General features: G+C 69.8%; 19 protein-coding genes. 14 read left to right on the top strand and 5 right to left on the bottom strand.

Annotated features, from left to right (window positions below):
* Positions 1-32: 32 nt before the first annotated feature.
* Together qcrC and ctaE are read right to left on the bottom strand one after the other, a co-directional pair.
* Positions 33-836, bottom strand: coding sequence for a cytochrome bc1 complex diheme cytochrome c subunit (qcrC, locus tag A4X16_RS11090; protein ID WP_067120488.1), 804 nt, complete (start codon positions 834-836; stop codon positions 33-35).
* A gap of 20 nt (positions 837-856) precedes the next feature.
* Entirely contained in the window at positions 857-1,510 is a 654-nt protein-coding gene (gene ctaE, locus A4X16_RS11085) for an aa3-type cytochrome oxidase subunit III (RefSeq protein ID WP_157560127.1), read from the bottom strand.
* 192 nt (positions 1,511-1,702) lie between these two features.
* Here ctaE and trpD point away from each other — a divergent pair, with 192 nt between their 5' ends.
* Both trpD and A4X16_RS11075 read left to right on the top strand, forming a co-directional pair.
* Positions 1,703-2,776 (top strand): anthranilate phosphoribosyltransferase, encoded by a 1,074-nt coding sequence (gene trpD, locus A4X16_RS11080; protein ID WP_067120486.1) that lies wholly within the window; start codon positions 1,703-1,705, stop codon positions 2,774-2,776.
* A gap of 8 nt (positions 2,777-2,784) precedes the next feature.
* Positions 2,785-3,771, top strand: coding sequence for a PHP domain-containing protein (locus tag A4X16_RS11075; RefSeq protein ID WP_067120484.1), 987 nt, complete (start codon positions 2,785-2,787; stop codon positions 3,769-3,771).
* Positions 3,772-3,780: 9 nt separating this feature from the next.
* Here the strand turns inward: A4X16_RS11075 and A4X16_RS11070 are convergent, their stop codons facing one another.
* Positions 3,781-4,716 carry a 5'-3' exonuclease gene (locus A4X16_RS11070; RefSeq protein ID WP_067120482.1) on the bottom strand — a complete coding sequence of 312 codons (936 nt, stop codon included), beginning with the start codon at positions 4,714-4,716 and terminating at the stop codon, positions 3,781-3,783.
* Between the two features lie 209 nt (positions 4,717-4,925).
* On the opposite strand from A4X16_RS11070, the gene rpsA reads away from it, so the two are divergent.
* The 9 genes from rpsA to A4X16_RS11025 all read left to right on the top strand — a co-directional run bounded on the left by rpsA (position 4,926) and on the right by A4X16_RS11025 (position 15,019).
* Positions 4,926-6,380 carry a 30S ribosomal protein S1 gene (gene rpsA / locus A4X16_RS11065; RefSeq protein ID WP_067120481.1) on the top strand — a complete coding sequence of 485 codons (1,455 nt, stop codon included), beginning with the start codon at positions 4,926-4,928 and terminating at the stop codon, positions 6,378-6,380.
* Positions 6,381-6,540: 160 nt separating this feature from the next.
* Positions 6,541-7,395 (top strand): ABC transporter ATP-binding protein, encoded by an 855-nt coding sequence (locus A4X16_RS11060; RefSeq protein ID WP_067120479.1) that lies wholly within the window; start codon positions 6,541-6,543, stop codon positions 7,393-7,395.
* Complete coding sequence (locus A4X16_RS11055) at positions 7,392-8,438, top strand: aliphatic sulfonate ABC transporter substrate-binding protein (RefSeq protein ID WP_067120476.1); 1,047 nt, start codon at positions 7,392-7,394, stop codon at positions 8,436-8,438. Before A4X16_RS11060 ends, A4X16_RS11055 begins: the two co-directional genes overlap by 4 nt.
* Complete coding sequence (locus A4X16_RS11050) at positions 8,435-9,295, top strand: ABC transporter permease (protein WP_082914421.1); 861 nt, start codon at positions 8,435-8,437, stop codon at positions 9,293-9,295. Before A4X16_RS11055 ends, A4X16_RS11050 begins: the two co-directional genes overlap by 4 nt.
* Positions 9,286-11,298 carry an acetate--CoA ligase gene (gene acs, locus A4X16_RS11045; RefSeq protein WP_157560126.1) on the top strand — a complete coding sequence of 671 codons (2,013 nt, stop codon included), beginning with the start codon at positions 9,286-9,288 and terminating at the stop codon, positions 11,296-11,298. Before A4X16_RS11050 ends, acs begins: the two co-directional genes overlap by 10 nt.
* The gene (locus A4X16_RS11040) at positions 11,295-12,599 is read left to right on the top strand and encodes an O-acetylhomoserine aminocarboxypropyltransferase/cysteine synthase family protein (protein WP_067120474.1); all 1,305 of its coding nucleotides are present in this window, start codon (positions 11,295-11,297) and stop codon (positions 12,597-12,599) included. Before acs ends, A4X16_RS11040 begins: the two co-directional genes overlap by 4 nt.
* On the top strand, positions 12,596-13,180 hold the full coding sequence (locus A4X16_RS11035; protein WP_082914420.1) for a CoA-binding protein: 585 nt from the start codon (positions 12,596-12,598) through the stop codon (positions 13,178-13,180). The genes A4X16_RS11040 and A4X16_RS11035 overlap by 4 nt, the downstream gene beginning before the upstream one ends.
* Positions 13,181-13,211: 31 nt before the next feature.
* Positions 13,212-13,811 carry a dephospho-CoA kinase gene (gene coaE, locus A4X16_RS11030; protein WP_067120472.1) on the top strand — a complete coding sequence of 200 codons (600 nt, stop codon included), beginning with the start codon at positions 13,212-13,214 and terminating at the stop codon, positions 13,809-13,811.
* Positions 13,808-15,019, top strand: coding sequence for an MFS transporter (locus A4X16_RS11025; protein WP_067120469.1), 1,212 nt, complete (start codon positions 13,808-13,810; stop codon positions 15,017-15,019). The genes coaE and A4X16_RS11025 overlap by 4 nt, the downstream gene beginning before the upstream one ends.
* Positions 15,020-15,042: 23 nt before the next feature.
* Here the strand turns inward: A4X16_RS11025 and A4X16_RS11020 are convergent, their stop codons facing one another.
* Positions 15,043-15,654: a DUF4126 domain-containing protein gene (locus tag A4X16_RS11020; RefSeq protein ID WP_067120467.1), complete on the bottom strand. Its 612-nt coding sequence runs from the start codon at positions 15,652-15,654 to the stop codon at positions 15,043-15,045.
* 66 nt (positions 15,655-15,720) lie between these two features.
* Between A4X16_RS11020 and uvrB the strand changes: the two genes are divergently transcribed.
* Positions 15,721-17,793, top strand: coding sequence for an excinuclease ABC subunit UvrB (gene uvrB / locus A4X16_RS11015; RefSeq protein WP_067120465.1), 2,073 nt, complete (start codon positions 15,721-15,723; stop codon positions 17,791-17,793).
* A 16-nt stretch (positions 17,794-17,809) separates the two neighbouring features.
* Complete coding sequence (locus A4X16_RS11010; RefSeq protein ID WP_231880339.1) at positions 17,810-18,142, top strand: TfoX/Sxy family protein; 333 nt, start codon at positions 17,810-17,812, stop codon at positions 18,140-18,142.
* A gap of 27 nt (positions 18,143-18,169) precedes the next feature.
* Here the strand turns inward: A4X16_RS11010 and A4X16_RS11005 are convergent, their stop codons facing one another.
* On the bottom strand, positions 18,170-18,412 hold the full coding sequence (locus A4X16_RS11005; protein WP_442922911.1) for a hypothetical protein: 243 nt from the start codon (positions 18,410-18,412) through the stop codon (positions 18,170-18,172).
* A 45-nt stretch (positions 18,413-18,457) separates the two neighbouring features.
* Between A4X16_RS11005 and A4X16_RS11000 the strand changes: the two genes are divergently transcribed.
* The gene (locus A4X16_RS11000; RefSeq protein ID WP_067120461.1) at positions 18,458-18,901 is read left to right on the top strand and encodes a MarR family winged helix-turn-helix transcriptional regulator; all 444 of its coding nucleotides are present in this window, start codon (positions 18,458-18,460) and stop codon (positions 18,899-18,901) included.
* Positions 18,902-18,967: the final 66 nt, after the last annotated feature.

Here is an 18,967-nt window from a genome sequence, read left to right as displayed (position 1 = left end):
CTCCTCGTACGTTCCTCTTCGATGAATAAGCGTCAGTTGGACTTCGCCGTGATCCACACGGTGATGGCGACGAGAGCGCCGATGCCGAAGATCCAGACGAACAGGCCCTCGGAGACCGGTCCGAGCGAACCGAGCGAGAAGCCGCCGATCTGCACGGACTGCTGCTGGAAGAGCAGCGCCGAGATGATGTCGCGCTTGTCCTCGTCCGACAGGTTCATGTCGCCGAAGACGGGCATGTTCTGGGGGCCAGTGACCATGGCCGCGTACATGTGCAACGCGCTGGTCTCGGTCAGGGCCGGGGCGTATTTGCCCTCGGTGAGCGCGCCGCCGGCGGCTGCCACGTTGTGGCACATCGCGCAGTTGACGCGGAAGAGCTCCGCCCCGTTGGCGACATCGCCCCCTCCGTCGATGATCTCGTCGGACGGATAGGTCGGACCGGGGGCCTCGGACTGGACGTACGCCGCCATGGCGCGGATCTGCTCCTCGGTGAACTGCGGCGCCTTCTGCGGCGCCTGCGGTCCCTGCATCTGCAGCGGCATGCGACCGGTCGAGACCTGGAACTCCACGGCCAGCTCGCCCACGCCGTAGAGGCTGGGGCCGTTCGCGGTGCCCTGCAGGTTCAGGCCGTGGCAGGTCGCGCAGTTGGCGGTGAACAGCTTCGCGCCGTCTTCGGCGGTGAGCGTGCTCGCTGCCGAAGACCGGGTGTCGGTCGACGCGATCGCCGCCGTCGCGCCGGCGTACACGGCGCCGGTGATCAGGAGTCCTGCTCCGATGAGTGCTGCCGCTGCCAGTGGGCTGCGACGGCCGTTCGAACGGCGCTTCTTCTCTCGTGCCATCTCGGGGATCAGCTCCGCTCTTATTTCAGGAAGTAGATAACGACGAACAGCACGATCCAGACGACGTCGACGAAGTGCCAGTAGTAGGACACCACGATCGAGGAGGTCGCCTCCTTGTGCCGGAAGTTCTTGACCGCGTACGCGCGTCCGATGACGAGCAGGAACGCGATGAGTCCGCCGGTGACGTGCAGGGCGTGGAAGCCCGTGGTGATGTAGAAAGCGGATGCGTAGGAGTCGGCGCTGATGGGCATGCCCTCTGCGACCAGCTGCGCGTACTCCCAGACCTGGCCGGAGACGAAGATCGCGCCGAGCGCGAAGGTCAGGAAGAACCACTCGACCATGCCCCAGCCGAAGAGCCGGCGGCGGCCCGCGCCGTTCTTCTGCCCCTTGGCGATGCGATAGGGCTGCAGGTCCTCCGCGGCGAACACGCCCATCTGGCAGGTGAACGACGAGAGCACGAGTATCGCGGTGTTGACGAACGCGAACGGGACGTTCAGCAGCTCGGTGCGGTCGGCCCAGAGATCGGGGGAGGTGCTGCGGAGCGTGAAGTAGATCGCGAAGAGTCCCGCGAAGAACATCACCTCGCTGCCGAGCCACACAATGGTGCCGACAGCTACCGGATTGGGGCGCTTGATGGTTCTTGCCGCCGGGGCATGCGTCGCTGAGGTCGTCACCCCTCCATTATGGCCGATGCGCGGGCATGATTCTCGCACCTCGTGCCCTCGATTCCGTGTGCAGCGACTTAGGGGACCCTAAGAAAACACTGCGAATCCTCGGTGAATCCGCGGGAAACGGGGGATGCCGTCGGACCGCCGCCGCGTGCGGAACTGCCTGCACGTTTTCTCGACGCCGATAGGATCGCACACATGGCTGATTCCCTGACCTGGTCCGATGTGCTCACCATCCTCCTGGAGCGTCGCGACCTCAGCGTGTGGGAGTCGACCTGGGCCATGCGCCAGATCATGCGCGGCGATGTGACCGAGGCGCAGCTCGCGGGCTTCCTCGTCGCTCTGCGCGCCAAGGGCGAGACGATCGACGAGATCGTCGGCTTCCGCGACGCGATCCTCGAAGCCGCTGTGCCGCTCCCCGTCTCGCCCGACGTGCTCGACATCGTGGGGACGGGAGGCGACCGCGTCGGCACGGTCAACGTCTCGACCACGGCGGCCGTGATCATCGGCGCCACCGGCATCCCCGTCGTCAAGCACGGGAACCGCGCCGCGAGCTCGTCGTCCGGCTCCTCCGACGTGCTGAGCGCCCTGGGCCTGGAACTGACCCTCGACCCGGACTCCGTCTCCGCGATCCTCGACCGCACCGGCATCACGTTCGCCTGGGCCGGCGCCTTCCATCCCGGCTTCAAGCATGCGGGTGCGGTGCGCGCGCAGCTCGGCGTGCCGACCGTCTTCAACATGCTCGGCCCGCTCTGCAACCCCGCACGCGCCGAGGCGAACGCGGTCGGCGTCGCGCAGATCGAGCGCGTCCCGCTCATCACCGGCGTGTTCCGCACGCGCGGGGCGACCGCGCTCGTCTTCCGCGGCGACGACGGTCTCGACGAGCTGACGACCACCGGGCACAGCCGGATCTGGGAGGTCACCCGCGGCGACATCCACGAGCACGACCTCGACCCGCGCGACCTGGGCATCCCGATCGCCGACCTCAGCGACCTCATCGGCGGCTCTCCCGAGCACAACGCCGAGGTGCTCCGTCGCACCCTGGCCGGCGACACGGGGCCGGTGCGCGACATCGTGCTGCTCAACGCCGCCGCCGGCATCGTGGCGTTCGAGCTGTCGCAGGACGCGACGCAGGTGCAGCGTCCGATCCTCGAGCGGCTTCGCGAGGGGTACGAGCGCGCATCGGCCGCGGTGGGCGACGGGCGTGCGGCGGCGAAGCTCGATCAGTGGATCGGCGTCAGCCGCGAGCTCGCGAGCGCGGCCACCGCCTAGGAGGAACCATGGACGCCGTCGCGGCACTGCTCGAGATCGCCTCGCTGCTGGAGCGCGAGCGCGCATCGCGGTATCGCGCGAAGGCGTTCCGTCAGGCCGCGGCCACCCTGCAGGAACTGCCCGCCGACGTCAGGGACGATCCGACCCGGCTCCGCGCCGCGAAGGGGATCGGCGAGTCGACGTTCGCCGTGATCCGGCAGGCGCAGGCGGGGGAGACGCCCGACTATCTCGTCGAGCTGCGCGGCGAGGTGGAGCCGGAGATCGTGTCCACGCTCCGTGGGAGGCTGCGCGGCGACCTGCACGCCCACACCGAGTGGTCCGACGGGACGACGCCCATCGCCGTGATGGCGGCAGCGGCGCGCGCGCTCGGTCACGAGTATCAGGCGATCACCGACCACTCGCCGAGGCTGCGGGTGGCCCGCGGGCTGTCGGCGGAGCGGCTCCGCGAGCAGATGCCGCTCGTGCGGGCCGAGTCGGACGACGGGTTCACGCTGCTGGCGGGCATCGAGGTCGACATCCTCGAGGACGGCTCCCTCGACCAGGAGGATGCGCTCCTCCAGGAGCTCGACATCGTGGTGGCATCCGTCCATTCCCGACTGCGCATGGACTCCCGGCCCATGACGGCGCGGATGATCGCGGCCGTGTCGGATCCGCGGGTCAACGTGCTCGGGCACTGCACCGGGCGGCTGGTGCAGGGGGATCGCGGCACGCGGCCCGAGTCCCAGTTCGATGCGGCGGCCGTCTTCGCCGCCTGCGCGGAGAACGGAGTGGCGGTGGAGATCAATTCCCGCCCTGAGCGTCAGGATCCCCCGGACGACCTCATCGCCGTCGCGCTGGAGGCCGGCTGCCTCTTCTCGATCGACTCGGATGCGCACGCGCCCGGACAGCTCTCGCTGCTGGACCACGGCGCGGCCCGCGCCGAACGGCTCGGTGTGCCGGCCGCGCGCATCGTCACGACCTGGGGTCTCGAGCGCCTGCTCGCCTGGGCGGGCTGACGCGGCGCCTCATCCTCCGGTCGTCGCCACCGCGGCGATGGCGCGCGTCATCGAGGACCCGAGGTTCCACTTCTCCGCGACCGCCGTCGCGGCGTCGACCTCGGCCGGGTCGAGCGGTCGCAGGGGGTCCTCGGGAGCGGTGATGTCGAGATCGGTCGCCACCGCGACGACGGTCGGCGCGACCTCGAGGTACTCGGCCGCCGCGAGCACCTTCGCCCGCACTCCGGCGCTCATCCCGACTCCCGCCTCGGCCGCCGCGCGGATGCCGGCGAGATCGCCGTGCTCCTTCAGCAGGGTCGCCGCGGTCTTCTCGCCCACGCCGGCGACTCCCGGCAGGCCGTCCGACGCGTCGCCGCGCATGGTCGCGAAGTCGGCGTACTGCGACGGCAGGACGCCGTACTTGCCGACGACGACCGCATCCGTCACGATCTCGAGGTTGCTCATCCCGCGGGCCGTGTAGACGACCCGGACGTCCCGCGCATCGTCGACGAGCTGGAAGAGGTCGCGGTCGCCGGTGACGATGTCGACGGGCATGCCCGCATGCGTGGCGAGCGTGCCGATGACGTCGTCGGCCTCGTGCTCGGCGACGCCGATGATCGGGATGCCGAGCAGCCCGAGCGTCTCGCGGATCAAAGGGATCTGCGCCTCCAGGGGGTCGGGCACCTCCTCGACGTCCGGCCCGGCCGGAACGACCTCGACCACTCGGTGCGCCTTGTAGCTCGGGATCAGGTCGACCCGCCACTGCGGGCGCCAGTCGTCGTCCCAGCAGGCGACCACGTGGGTCGGCTCGTAGAGCGTGACGAGCTTCGCGACGATGTCCAGCAGCCCGCGCGCCGCGTTGATGGGGGAGCCGTCGGGGGCGGTCACCTTGTCGGGCACGCCGTAGAAGGCCCGGAAGTACAGACTGGCGGTGTCGAGCAGGAGCAGCTTGTCGGCGCGGGGCATGACGACAGTCTGTCAGCGCGCGGCGCCGGGGTCAGCATTCCGGCCCGACACGCACCCGCGAGATCTGATAGCCTGAAGTGTCACTCGTGGCATGCCTGTGCATGCCTTCGTGACAGCACTCCACAATCCAATCGCTGAGAAGCGCTCCTCCGGCCGTGCGCGGCCTGCGCTCCCAGCCCGAGTTCCATTCAACAAGGACAACCCACTACATGACTACCGCAACGACCGCCCCGGCCACCAAGCAGGTCGCCATCAACGACATCGGATCTGCTGAGGACTTCCTGGCCGCGGTCGAGAAGACCCTGAAGTTCTTCAACGACGGCGACATCATCGAGGGCACGATCGTCAAGATCGACCGCGACGAGGTCCTGCTCGACGTCGGCTACAAGACCGAGGGCGTCATCCCCTCGCGCGAGCTCTCCATCAAGCACGACGTCGACCCCAACGAGGTCGTCAAGGTCGGCGACGAGGTCGAGGCTCTCGTTCTCCAGAAGGAGGACAAGGAAGGCCGTCTGATCCTCTCCAAGAAGCGTGCGCAGTACGAGCGCGCCTGGGGAGACGTCGAGAAGATCAAGGAGAACGACGGCGTCGTCACCGGCACCGTCATCGAGGTCGTCAAGGGTGGCCTCATCGTCGACATCGGCCTCCGCGGCTTCCTCCCGGCCTCGCTCATCGAGCTGCGTCGCGTCCGCGACCTCACGCCGTACCTTGGCCAGGAGATCGAGGCGAAGATCCTCGAGCTCGACAAGAACCGCAACAACGTGGTCCTCTCGCGCCGCGCCCTCCTCGAGCAGACGCAGTCCGAGTCCCGCACGACGTTCCTCAACAACCTGCACAAGGGTCAGGTCCGCAAGGGTGTCGTCTCGTCGATCGTCAACTTCGGTGCGTTCGTCGACCTGGGCGGCGTGGACGGCCTCGTGCACGTCTCCGAGCTGTCCTGGAAGCACATCGAGCACGCCTCCGAGGTCGTCGAGGTCGGCCAGGAGGTCACCGTCGAGATCCTCGAGGTGGACCTCGACCGCGAGCGCGTCTCCCTGTCGCTGAAGGCGACGCAGGAGGACCCGTGGCAGGTCTTCGCCCGCACCCACGCGATCGGACAGGTCACGCCGGGTAAGGTCACCAAGCTCGTCCCGTTCGGTGCGTTCGTGCGCGTCGCAGACGGCATCGAGGGCCTCGTCCACATCTCCGAGCTCTCCAGCAAGCACGTCGAGCTGGCCGAGCAGGTCGTCTCCGTCGGCGAAGAGGTCTTCGTCAAGGTCATCGACATCGACCTCGAGCGTCGCCGCATCTCGCTGTCGCTCAAGCAGGCCAACGAGTCGGTCGACCCCAACGGCACCGAGTTCGACCCGGCACTGTACGGCATGGTCGCGGAGTACGACGAGAACGGCGAGTACAAGTACCCGGAGGGCTTCGACGCCGAGACGGGTGCCTGGAAGGAAGGCTTCGACGCCCAGCGCGAGGCATGGGAGCAGGAGTACGCTGCGGCCCAGGCTCGCTGGGAGGCGCACAAGGCCCAGGTCACCAAGGCGGCCGAGGCCGAGGCTGCTGCCGGCGAGGACTTCGGCGGCCAGACGTTCTCCAGCGAGACCGCAGGCGCGGGCACGCTGGCTGACGACGAGGCTCTCGCGGCTCTGCGCGAGAAGCTCTCGGGCGGCAACTCCTGAGCATCACTGCCTGAACGGGCCGTCACCTCTTCGGAGGTGGCGGCCCGTTCCGCATTCCGGCCAGGGCGGATGTCGGCACAGCACGGCGGCGATCCCGTTCCGTGACCGAACATTACGCGGCGGTTCGAGACGACCGGGCGATCTCCGACAGCATGAGGGCATGACCTCCCTCCTGAACGCGCCCGCTGCGTCGCGCGCGGCGGAGAGCGCCGGCGCGGCGCAGGCCGTGCGGCTCGAGGCCGTCGAGCGCTCCTTCCCCCTGTCCCGTGGGTCACGCCACGTGCTGCGCGACGTGCGGCTGGAGATCCCGGCCGGTGAGATCGTCGCCATCGTCGGTCCGTCCGGCTGCGGCAAGTCGACGCTGCTCCGGCTGATCGGCGGACTCGACACCCCGACGAGCGGGAGCATCCGTCTCGATGACACCGCCGTCGCGGACGTCGACGAGCGCACCGCGATCGCGTTCCAGGAGCCGCGCCTGCTGCCGTGGCGGACCATCGCGCAGAACGTCGCGCTCGGACTGCCCCGCGGCACGCCGCGGAAGAAGGGACGAGACAGGGTCGAGGAGCTGCTCCGGCTGGTCGGGCTCGATCATGCGGCCGATCAGCGCCCCCGTGAGGTGTCCGGCGGCATGGCGCAGCGCGCCTCGCTCGCCCGGGCCCTCGCCCGCAACCCCGGGGTCCTTCTCCTCGACGAGCCCTTCGGCGCGCTCGACGCCCTCACTCGTCTGCGGATGCACGATCTGCTGCTCGAGATCCACGCCGCCGAGCCGACCACCGTCCTCCTCGTCACCCACGACGTGGAGGAGGCCCTGTATCTCGCCGACCGCGTGCTGCTGCTCCGCACGCTCGGCGATGAACCGGAATCGGCTGCCGCGTCCGTCGCGCAGACGATCTCCGTTCCCGGCATCCGCCCCCGTGACCGCGCCGATCGCGGCCTCGCGGACCTTCGCGCCGACCTCCTCGAGGGACTCGGCGTCGACACCCATCACCGCACGTCCCCCGAGGAGAACCGATGAGCACCATCACCCGCCGAATCGTCCCCGCGATCGCCCTCGCCGGGACGATGATGCTCGTCGCGACCGGCTGCGTCGCCGGCGAGAACGCCTCCGCGTCCGACTCGACCGCCGACGACTCCTCCGCTGCGGACGGGTGGTCGTCGGACACCCTCTCGATCGACTTCGCGACCTACAACCCGCTGAGCCTCGTGATCCGCGACCAGGGGATCCTCGAAGACATCCTGGGCGACGACGTGACCGTGGAGTGGGTGCAGTCGGCCGGGTCGAACAAGGCCAACGAACTGCTGCGGTCGGGCTCCATCGATGTCGGATCGACGGCCGGCTCCGCTGCTCTGCTGGCTCGCTCCAACGGGTCGCCCATCCAGGTCATCGACATCTACTCGCAGCCGGAGTGGTCTGCGATCGTGGTCGGACCCGACAGCGACATCACGTCGGTGGAGGACCTCGCGGGCAAGTCCGTCGCAGCCACGAAGGGCACCGACCCCTACTTCTTCCTGCTCCAGTCGCTCGAGGAGGCGGGACTCTCGGTCGGCGACGTCGAGGTGCAGAACCTCCAGCATGCCGACGGACGTGCCGCGCTCGACGGAGGATCGGTCGACGCCTGGGCGGGTCTCGATCCCATCATGGCCGCCGCCGAGGTCGAGTCGGGCGACCAGCTCATCTACCGCAACGTCGACTTCAACACCTACGGGTTCCTCAACGCCACCGAGGACTTCATCCAGAACCACCCCGACCTCGCTCAGGCCGTCGTGGACGCGTACGAGCAGGCACGTGAGTGGGCGCTGGAGAACCCCGACGAGACCGCCGCGCTGCTCGCGGAAGTGGCGGGCATCGACATCGCGGTGGCGACGACCGTCATCGAGGAGCGCTCCAACCTCGATGTGAGCGGCGTGCCCGGCGACGACCAGATCTCCGTGCTGGAGAAGATCGCGCCCGTGCTCGTGGAGTCCGGCGATGTGCAGGGCGGAGCGGACGCGGTCGACGCGGCGCTGTCCTCGATCGTGAACGACGCCTTCGCGAAGAAGGCGGTCGGCGGCGAGTGACGGACATCGATCAGCGCGTCGTCGTCCCCGCAGACGCTCAGGACGCCCTCGACGCCGCGGCAGGCGTGCGTCGACGTCCGCGGAACGCGGCGCGTCGGGCGTGGGATCAGCCGCTCGTCCGGGTCCTGGCCGGCCTCGTGCTCCCTGCGGTCATCCTGATCGCCTGGCAGGTCGTCACCACCACCGGGGTCGTCCCGCCCTATCGCCTGCCCGCTCCGGCCACCGTCTTCGCGGCCGGCGTGGAGCTTGCCGAACGCGGCGAGCTCTGGACCCATATCGCGATCTCCGTGCAGCGCGTGCTCCTGGGCTTCGCAATCGGGTCGGCGATCGGCCTCGCGGCGGCCGGCATCGTGGGTCTGTCGCGCATCGGGGACCTCCTGCTGAGCCCGACCCTCGCAGCCGTGCGTGCGGTGCCGTCGCTCGCGTGGGTGCCGCTGCTGATCCTCTGGATGCAGATCGGCGAGGAGTCGAAGGTCACGCTCATCGCGATCGGCGCGTTCTTCCCGGTGTACACCACCGTCGCATCGGCCCTGCGTCACGTCGACCCTCACCTCGTCGAGGCGGGACGCTCGTTCAGCCTGCGCGGATGGTCCCTGTTCCGCACCGTGCAGCTCCCGGCGGTCGTGCCGTCGGTGATCGCGGGACTCCGTCTCGCCCTCGCGCAGGCCTGGCTGTTCCTCGTCGCCGCAGAGCTCATCGCCTCGTCGATGGGCCTCGGCTTCCTCCTCACCGACTCGCAGAGCAGCGGACGGGTCGACCGGATACTGCTCTCCATCGTGCTGCTCGCCGTGCTCGGCACCGTGACCAACGGCGTGCTCGCGCTGGTCGAGAAGCACCTCCTCCGGAGATGGACGTGACGGGCGTCGAGGCTCGACTGCACGAGACCCGCAGCTATCCCGCGCCGCCCGCGTTCGCCGCGCAGGCGAATGTGACGGGCGAGGCGTACGAGCGGGCCGCAGCGGATCCGACCGCGTTCTGGGAGGACGCGGCGCGGCGGCTGTCATGGGCCGAGCCCTGGCACACCGCGCAGGAGTGGGACCCGCCCGTCGACGGGGCCGTCCCCTCGGCCCGCTGGTTCGTCGGCGGACGCCTCAACGTGGCGTACAACTGCGTCGATCGTCACGTCGAGGAGGGACGCGGCGACAAGGTCGCGCTGCACTTCGAGGGCGAACCGGGGGACCGGCTCTCGGTCACCTACGCCGACCTTCAGCATCGCGTCGCCCGGGCTGCGAATGCGCTCAATGCGCTCGGCATCGAGCCGGGGGACCGCGTGGTCGTCTACCTGCCCGTCCTCGTGGAGACCGTCGTCATCGCCCTGGCGTGTGCTCGCATCGGCGCCGTGCACTCCCTCGTGTTCGGAGGGTTCTCCGCCGAGGCGGTGCGGTTCCGCCTCAGCGACACCGGCGCGAAGCTGCTGGTCACCAGCGACGGGCAGTTCCGACGCGGCACCGCGACCGAGGTGAAGTCGACGGCGGATGCCGCGGCGGCAGGCCTCCCCGATCTGGAGCACGTCCTCGTCCTCCGGCGCACCGGACAGGACGTGCCGTGGACGGAGGGTCGCGACGTCTGGTGGCACGAGGTGGTCGACATCGCGTCGTCGACACACGTCGCGCCCTCGTTCGACGCCGAGCATCCGCTCTTCATCATCTACACGTCGGGCACGACGGGGAAGCCGAAGGGACTCGTCCACACGTCCGGCGGGTACCTCACGCACGCGAGCTGGGCGCACTGGGCCCACTTCGACGCGAAGCCCGATGACGTGCACTGGTGCACCGCCGATCTGGCGTGGGTGACCGCGCACACCTACGAGATCTACGGCCCGCTCTCCAACGGTCTGACGCAGGTCATCTACGAGGGGACGCCGGACACGCCGAGCCGCGAGCGACACCTCGAGATCATCGAGCGCTACGGAGTCACCGTCTACTACACCGCGCCCACGCTCATCCGCACCTTCATGACCTGGTTCGGTGCCGATCTGCCGGAGGGGCACGACCTGTCGTCGCTTCGCCTGCTGGGCACGGTCGGTGAGGCGATCAACCCCGAGGCGTGGGTGTGGTTCCGACGGAACTTCGGCCGCGACGAGCTCCCGGTGGTCGACACCTGGTGGCAGTCCGAGACCGGGGCGGCGATGATCGCACCGCTTCCCGGCGTCACGACGCTCAAGCCCGGATCGGCATCCGTGCCCCTGCCGGGCATCGACGCGACGGTCGTCGACGCGAACGGTGATGAGGTGGCGCCGGGAAGATCCGGCACGCTCGTCGTGCGCCGTCCGTGGCCGGGGATGGCGCGGACCGTGTGGGGCAACCCGCAGCGCTACCGCGACGCGTACTGGTCGGCGTATGCCGGACGCGGCGAGCACGGCGGATACTACGTCGCCGGTGACGGGGCGACCCGAGACGCGGACGGGTACATCTGGATCCTCGGTCGACTCGACGATGTCGTGAACGTGTCGGGACACCGCCTCTCGACGATCGAGATCGAATCCGCCCTTGTGGCGCATGACACGGTCGGGGAGGCGGGCACCGCCGGCGTGGCCGATGCGGTCACCGGGCAGGCCGTGGTCGCATTCGTCACCGCATCCGGACGCTCTGAGGTCTCGACCAGCGAGCTGCGCGGTCAGGTCGCGCACGCGATCGGTCCGGTGGCGAAGCCCAAGCACATCGTCGTGGTGCCCGACCTGCCGAAGACGAGGTCGGGCAAGATCATGCGGAGGCTGCTCGCCGAGCTGTGGGAGGCCGAGCAGGATCGTCGCGCCGGTCGCGTGGCGGCTCCGCTCGGCGACACGACGTCGTTGCAGAACCCGTGGGCCGTCGACGACATCGCGACCGTGCTCGAGACCGCAGAACTGAGGACATCATGACGGAAGAACATCGCTTCGGATTCCGGACCAGGGCGCTCCACGCAGGCGGGACACCCGACGCGGCGACGGGCGCGCGGGCGGTGCCGATCTACCAGACGACCTCGTTCGTGTTCGACGACGCCGCGGATGCGGGCAACCTGTTCGCGCTGCAGAAGTACGGCAACATCTACTCGCGCATCGGCAACCCCACGGTCGCCGCGCTCGAGGAGCGGCTCGCCTCGCTGGAGGGCGGCATCGGGGCGGTCGCGACCGCGTCGGGCATGAGCGCCGAGTTCATCACCTTCGCCGCGCTCGTCGGCGCGGGGGACCACGTGGTCGCCGCCGCGCAGCTGTACGGCGGCACCGTGACCCAGCTCGACGTCACGCTGCGCCGCTTCGGCGTGGAGACCACGTTCGTCGCCTCCACGGACCCCGCCGACTACGCGGCCGCGATCCGGCCCGAGACCAAGGTCGTGTATGTCGAGATGATCGGGAACCCCTCGGGGGAGATCGCGGACATCGAGGGGCTCGCGGAGGTCGCGCATGCGGCCGGCGTTCCCCTCGTCGTGGATGCGACGCTCGCGACGCCCTACCTCGCCCGGCCCCTCGAGCACGGAGCCGACATCGTGATCCACTCGGTGACGAAGTTCCTCGGCGGGCATGGCACGACCCTCGGCGGAGTGGTCATCGAGAAGGGGACGTTCGACTGGGGGAACGGTCGCTTCCCGCAGATGACCGAGCCCGTCGAGTCGTACGGCGGCATCCGCTGGTGGGACAACTTCGGCGAGTACGGGTTCCTGACGAAGCTGCGCACCGAGCAGCTCCGCGACATCGGTCCCGCGCTGAGCCCGCAGGCCGCGTTCAATCTCCTCCAGGGGGTGGAGACGCTGCCGCAGCGCATCGACGCGCACGTCGCGAACGCCAGAGTCGTCGCCGACTGGCTCGCGTCCGATCCACGCGTCCAGTACGTCACCTGGGCGGGCCTCGAAGGGCATCCGCATCACGAGCGCGCGGCGAAGTACCTGCCGCTGGGGCCCGGATCGGTCTTCGCCTTCGGAGTGAAGGCGGACGACGGCCGCGCGGCGGGGGAGACGCTGATCGAGAGTCTCCAGCTCGCCTCCCACCTCGCGAACATCGGCGACGCACGCACCCTCGTCATCCACCCGGCATCCACGACGCACCGGCAGCTGAGCGAGGCCCAGCTGGCGGGGGCGGGCGTGCGACCCGACCTCATCCGCATCTCGGTCGGACTCGAGGACGCCGATGACATCATCTGGGACCTCGATCAGGCTCTCACTACGGCGACGGGACGGAACAGATGACCTCGACGAACGCCTCTTCCCCCGACGCGTGCGCACTCCCGGCGGCGACGGATGCCGCGGCGTGCGCCCTGCCCGGCGCCGACGCGGGCCGGCCGGAGCGGACCTGGACGGGCCCCGGAGCTCAGCAGCGGTTCGGCATCCTCCGTCGCGCGAGATCGATCGCGATCGTCGGCGCGTCGGGCAACCCCGCCCGGGCCTCGTACTTCGTGGCGACCTATCTGCTGTCGAGCACAGGCTATGACGTCTACCTCGTGAATCCCCGCGAGAAGGAGATCCTCGGGCAGCCGGTCTACGCGTCCCTCGCGGACCTCCCGGTGACTCCCGACATCGTCGACGTCTTCCGCCGGCACGAGGACCTGCCGGGCGTGGCTCAGGAGGCCGTCGACGCGGGAGCGCAGACGCTGTGGCTGCAGCTCGGCTCCTGGAACGAGGACGCCGCGGCGATCGCGGAATCCGCAGGGCTCTCGGTCGTGATGGACCGCTGCGTGAAGATCGAGCACGCCCGCTTCCACGGGGGACTCCACCTCGCCGGGTTCGACACCGGCGTCGTGAGCTCGCGACGACAGCTGCTCGCCCGCTGAGCACGCCCACCCCGAACCCTAGACTGGCGTCATGCCTCTCATCGCGCTCACCGGCGGCATCGCATCGGGGAAGTCGACGATCGCCCGGCGTCTCGCCGAACTCGGGGCGGTGATCGTCGACGCCGATCAGATCGTCCGGGATGTCCAGTCTCCCGGATCGCCGGTGCTCACGCGCATCGCGGAGACCTTCGGGGCCGAGGTGATCGCGGAGGACGGATCCCTCGACCGCGCGGGCCTCGGGGCTCGGGTGTTCGGCGACGAGGAGCTGCTCGCGCGGCTCAACGCGATCGTCCACCCCGCTGTGCGGGCGGAGTCCCAGCGCAGGTTCGCCGAGGCGGCGGCCGCGGACTCCGAGACCGTCGTCGTCTACGACGTCCCCCTGCTCGTGGAGGCGCGCGTCGAGGATCCCTGGGATCTCATCGTCGTCGCGCATGCCCCGGCCGATGTCCGCCGTCGCCGACTCGTGGAGATCCGCGGGATGAGCGCGGAGGCGGCTCAGGCCCGGATCGACGCGCAGGTCTCGGACGACCGCCGACTGGCGATCGCGGACGAGGTGATCGACACCTCGGGGGCGCTGGACGAGACGGTGGCGCAGACCGATGCGCTCTGGGAGCGGATCCGCCGACGGTGACCTTCACCGGACACGCGCCGGGGACCCCGAGCTACCGTCGCCTGATCGCCGGGCTCTTTTTCGCCGGGATCGCGACGTTCGCGCAGCTCTACTCTCCGCAGGCCGTGCTGCCGCAGCTGTCGGAGGACCTCGCCATCGCCCCGGCGACCGCCGCGCTCAGCGTGTCCGCTGCGACGCTCGGACTCGCGGCGGCGGTCATCCCGTGGTCCCTGGTGGCCGATCGCATCGGCCGCGTGCCGGCGATGGCGATCGGCGTCCTCACCGCCACGGCATTCGGTCTGCTCGCACCGCTGAGCACGGGGATGGAGCTCCTGCTCGTGCTCCGGCTGCTCGAGGGAGTGGCGCTCGGCGCGGTCCCGGCCGTCGCCCTCGCCTACCTCAGCGAGGAGGTGAGTGCGCGCAGCGCGGCGGCCGCCGCAGGGAGCTACATCGCGGGGACGACCGTCGGCGGTCTCCTCGGTCGCATCGTGTCGGGGATCGTCGGCGAGCACGGCGGGTGGCGCACCGGGATGGGGAGCGTCGCCGTCGTCTGCGCGGGCGCGGCGGTGCTGTTCCTGTGGCTCGTCCCTCGCGCCCGGGGGTTCGTCCCGGATCGGGAGCGGCGGGTCGGAGCACTCGGAGCGCGCCTGCTCGGGCCGCTCCGATCGAGAGCCCAGCGTGCCCTCCACGCGCAGGGCTTCCTGCTGATGGGCGCGTTCGTCGCCGTGTACAACTACCTCGGCTTCCATCTGTCGGGGCCGCCGTTCGACCTTCCGGCCTGGCTGGTGACCCTGCTCTTCCTCGCCTACCTCGCCGGGACCGTCTCGTCCCCCTGGGCCGGATCACTCGCCTCGCGGATCGGACGCTATCCCGTGCTGCTCGGCGCGACCCTCGTGATGGCCGTCGGCGCGGCCGCGATGCTCACCACGACCACGATCGTCGTGCTCGTCGGACTGCTGCTCTTCACGGCGGGCTTCTTCGGTGCGCATGCCGTGGCCTCGGGATGGGCCCCCATCGCGGCGACACCGGACAGCAGGGCTCAGGCCTCGTCGCTCTACTACTTCGGCTACTACGCCGGCTCGAGCCTGTTCGGATGGGCCTTGGGCATCGTCTTCGGTGCGGGCGACTGGCTCTGGTTCGTGCTCGCGGTGCTCGCCCTCTGCGGGACTGCTGCGATCCTCGCGCGCGCGGCGCTGCCGGGTGCCGAAGGCGCACGACCGATCGGCTGAGCTCCGCTGACGCGGGCAGGTGCTCAGGGTCCGACAGCAGCGGTCGCGTCGCGCTCGCGCCGTCGACGCGCTCGTCGTCGCAGCAGCACCACGACGGCGACCGCGAGACAGACGAGCAGGGCTGCGGCGAGCAGCGGCACGAGGATGGCGGCGGCCGCGAGGGCGAACGACGCGCCGTCCTCGGCCGTGCTGAGCACCGGGGCGGCCAGGCCGCCGGTGGTGGCGTTCGCCGCGACCCGAGCGGTCGCCTTGACGACGTGCACCACGAGCGCGACGACCACGCCCATCACCACCGGCACCCACGCGTCGTCGGTGAAGAACGCCGCAGGGTCGTCGACGGCGATCGTATGCGCTCCGGCGCCCGCGCCGAAGGCGATGCCTCCGGTCGCCGGTCGGAGGACGCTCTGCACCACGTCGTTCACCGAGTCGAGCGCGGGGATCTTGTCGGCGACGATCTCCAGGAGGAGCAGGCCTCCGAGGATCCACAGCGAGACGTCCCCCGCGAGCCACGACCACGCCGAGGGCAGCTCGACGGCCGGCAGGAGGCGGTCGGCGAGGCCGAGCAGGAACAGCGGCATCCACGCGTTCAGACCCGCGGACGCGGCCAGGCTGGTGCCGATGAGGAACTCGATCACGGCCCCACTCTAGGTCCGGCCGCCGACACCGCCCCCGATGTCCGTGGCCCGGCCTACGCTGGAGGGATGCAGACCACCCGCAGCGTCCGTCCGTTCGAGGTCATCAGCGAGTACGCGCCCGCCGGCGACCAGCCGAAGGCCATCGCCGACCTCGCCGCCCGCATCAACGCCGGCGAGACCGACGTCGTGCTGCTGGGTGCGACCGGTACGGGCAAGTCCGCCACCACGGCGTGGCTGGTCGAGCAGGTGCAGCGCCCCACGCTCGTGCTGGCCCACAACAAGACCCTCGCCGCCCAGCTGGCGAACGAGTTCCGCGAGCTCATGCCCAACAACGCCGTCGAGTACTTCGTCTCGTACTACGACTACTACCAGCCCGAGGCGTACGTGCCGCAGACCGACACCTTCATCGAGAAGGACTCCTCGATCAACGCCGAGGTCGAGCGCCTGCGCCACTCGACCACGAACTCGCTGCTCAGTCGGCGCGACGTCGTGGTGGTGTCCACCGTCTCCTGCATCTACGGCCTCGGCGCCCCCGAGGAGTACCTGCGCGCCATGGTGGCCCTGCAGGTGGGGGAGCGGTACGACCGCGACGCCCTCATCCGCCAGTTCATCGCCATGCAGTACAACCGCAACGACGTCGACTTCTCGCGCGGGAACTTCCGGGTCCGCGGCGACACGATCGAGATCATCCCGGTGTACGAGGAGCACGCGATCCGCATCGAGCTGTTCGGTGACGAGATCGAGGGGCTGTACTCGCTGCATCCGCTCACCGGCGAGGTGATCGAGAAGCTCGACGCCGTGCCGATCTTCCCCGCCTCGCACTACGTGGCAGGCACCGACGTCATCCAGCGCTCCATCGGCACCATCGAGCACGAGCTCGAGGAGCGACTCGCGGAGTTCGAGCGGCAGGGCAAGCTCCTCGAGGCGCAGCGCCTGCGCATGCGCACGACCTTCGATCTCGAGATGCTCCAGCAGCTGGGCTTCTGCTCGGGCATCGAGAACTACTCACGGCACATGGACGGTCGGATGCCGGGCGAGCCCCCGCACACGCTCCTCGACTTCTTCCCGGACGACTTCCTGCTCGTCATCGACGAGTCCCACGTGACGGTTCCGCAGATCGGAGCGATGTACGAGGGCGACGCCTCCCGCAAGCGCACCCTCGTCGACCACGGCTTCCGCCTTCCGAGCGCGATGGACAACCGCCCGCTGCGGTGGGACGAGTTCAAGAACCGCATCGGCCAGACGGTCTACCTGTCGGCGACGCCCGGCAAGTACGAGATGGGCATCGCCGACGGTGTGGTCGAGCAGATCATCCGACCGACGGGGCTCGTCGACCCGCACATCGTCGTCAAGCCCTCGAAGGGCCAGATCGACGACCTGCTCGAGGAGATCCGGGTCCGCGTCGAGCGTGACGAGCGCGTGCTCGTCACGACGCTCACCAAGAAGATGGCCGAGGAGCTCACGGACTTCCTCGGCGAGCACGGCGTGCGGGTGCGGTACCTCCACTCCGACGTCGACACGCTCCGACGGGTCGAGCTGCTCAGCGAGCTGCGGTCCGGCGTCTACGACGTCCTCGTCGGGATCAACCTGCTCCGCGAGGGACTCGACCTCCCCGAGGTGTCGCTCGTGGCGATCCTCGACGCCGACAAGGAGGGGTTCCTCCGCTCGGGCACGTCGCTCATCCAGACGATCGGCCGTGCGGCCCGAAACGTGTCGGGAGAGGTGCACATGTACGCCGACAAGATCACCGATTCCATGGCCAAGGCGATCGAGGAGACCGACCGCCGCCGCGACAAGCAGCTCGCGTACAACAAGGAGAACGGCATCGATCCGCAGCCGCTGCGCAAGCGGATCGCGGACATCACGGAGGTGCTGGCGCGGGAGGGCGCCGACACCGCGGACATGATGTCCGGACGAGGGCGCGCGAGCGGCAAGGGCAAGTCGCCGACCCCGAACCTCCGCCGCACCGGCATCGCGGCGGAGGGCGCGCAGCAGCTCGAGGCGACGATCCAGGACCTCTCGGATCAGATGCTCGCGGCGGCGTCCGAGCTCAAGTTCGAACTGGCCGGACGTCTGCGCGACGAGGTGCAGGATCTCAAGAAGGAGCTCCGCGCCATGGAGCGCGCGGGACACGCCTGAGCGGAGGGGGCTGGCTGTGGACACGGAGCAGAAAGAGCTCGCCGACCGGGTGCGGGCGCTGCTGACCTCCGGCACGGAGGTCGAGGAGAAGCGGATGTTCGGCACTCGAGCATTCCTTCTCGACGGGCGCATCCTGGTCGGGGCTCGCCGAGGCGGTGTCCTCCTCGTACGCGTTCACGAGGAGAGCGGAGCGGCCCTCGTCACGAGGCCCGGTGTCGAGGTCGCCGTCATGGGGCCGAGGACGATGGGGACCGGATGGCTCGACGTGTCGCCCGGGGCGCTGTCCGATGACGACGATCTGGTGTTCTGGCTCGACGTCGCGCGCGAGGACGCCGCGTCCGCGACCTGAGCCGCATCCGCACGCGGCCGCGGGACGTCAGGGGCAGTGGATGAGCGGCTTCGGCCCGCTGCGGTCGATCTCGTGCTGGGTCATCGGGGCTCCGCAGAGCGGGCAGGCGCGTTCCGCACGCTCTGCGGCGCTCGGCGGGGGCGTCTTCTCGTAGGGGCCGACGGATGCCGGGCCGGCGAACCGGATGAGATTCGTGTTGATCCAGGAATAGAGGCCCCCCGCCTCCCGGATGCGGGAGCGGAGCGGAGGACGATCACCGGACGAGGTCATGTTCATTAGTGTACTAACTGTTAGTGCCCCTGTATAGTCGAGCGCGTGACGACCTCCGATGACCTCCTCCGTCTCGACGACCAGCTGTGCTTCGCCCTGGTGACCGCGGCGCGGAACGTCGTGGCGGTCTATCGCCCGATCCTCGAGCCTCTCGGGCTCACGCATCCGCAGTACCTCGTCATGCTGGCGCTGTGGGAGCGCGCGCCTCGACCGCTGGGGGATCTGGCCGCCGATCTCGCGCTGGACCCGGCCACCGCGTCGCCGCTCGTGAAGCGCCTCGAAGCCGACGGACTCGTGGCCCGACAGCGCAGCGCTCTGGATGAGCGTCGACTCGACATCACGCTCACCGACGCAGGGCGCGCGCTGCGGGAGCGCGCACTCGACGTGCCGCGTCAGGTGATGGCGGCGGTCGGCATGGATATGCAGGAGATCGCTGCCCTGCGAGACGGGCTCGCGGCGTTCGCCGGGCGCCGCCCCGCTGTCTCCTGAGCCGTGCGCGCGCTTCCTGTGAGCGCTCACGGAGCCAATGTCCGTGGCCCCTCGTAGACTTGTCCG

The organism is Microbacterium sp. H83 (genome assembly GCF_001650405.1).
Taxonomy (GTDB): Bacteria; Actinomycetota; Actinomycetes; order Actinomycetales; family Microbacteriaceae; genus Microbacterium.
The sequence above is the reverse complement of the archived record's forward strand: the minus strand, read 5'-3'. Positions and strand labels throughout refer to the sequence as shown.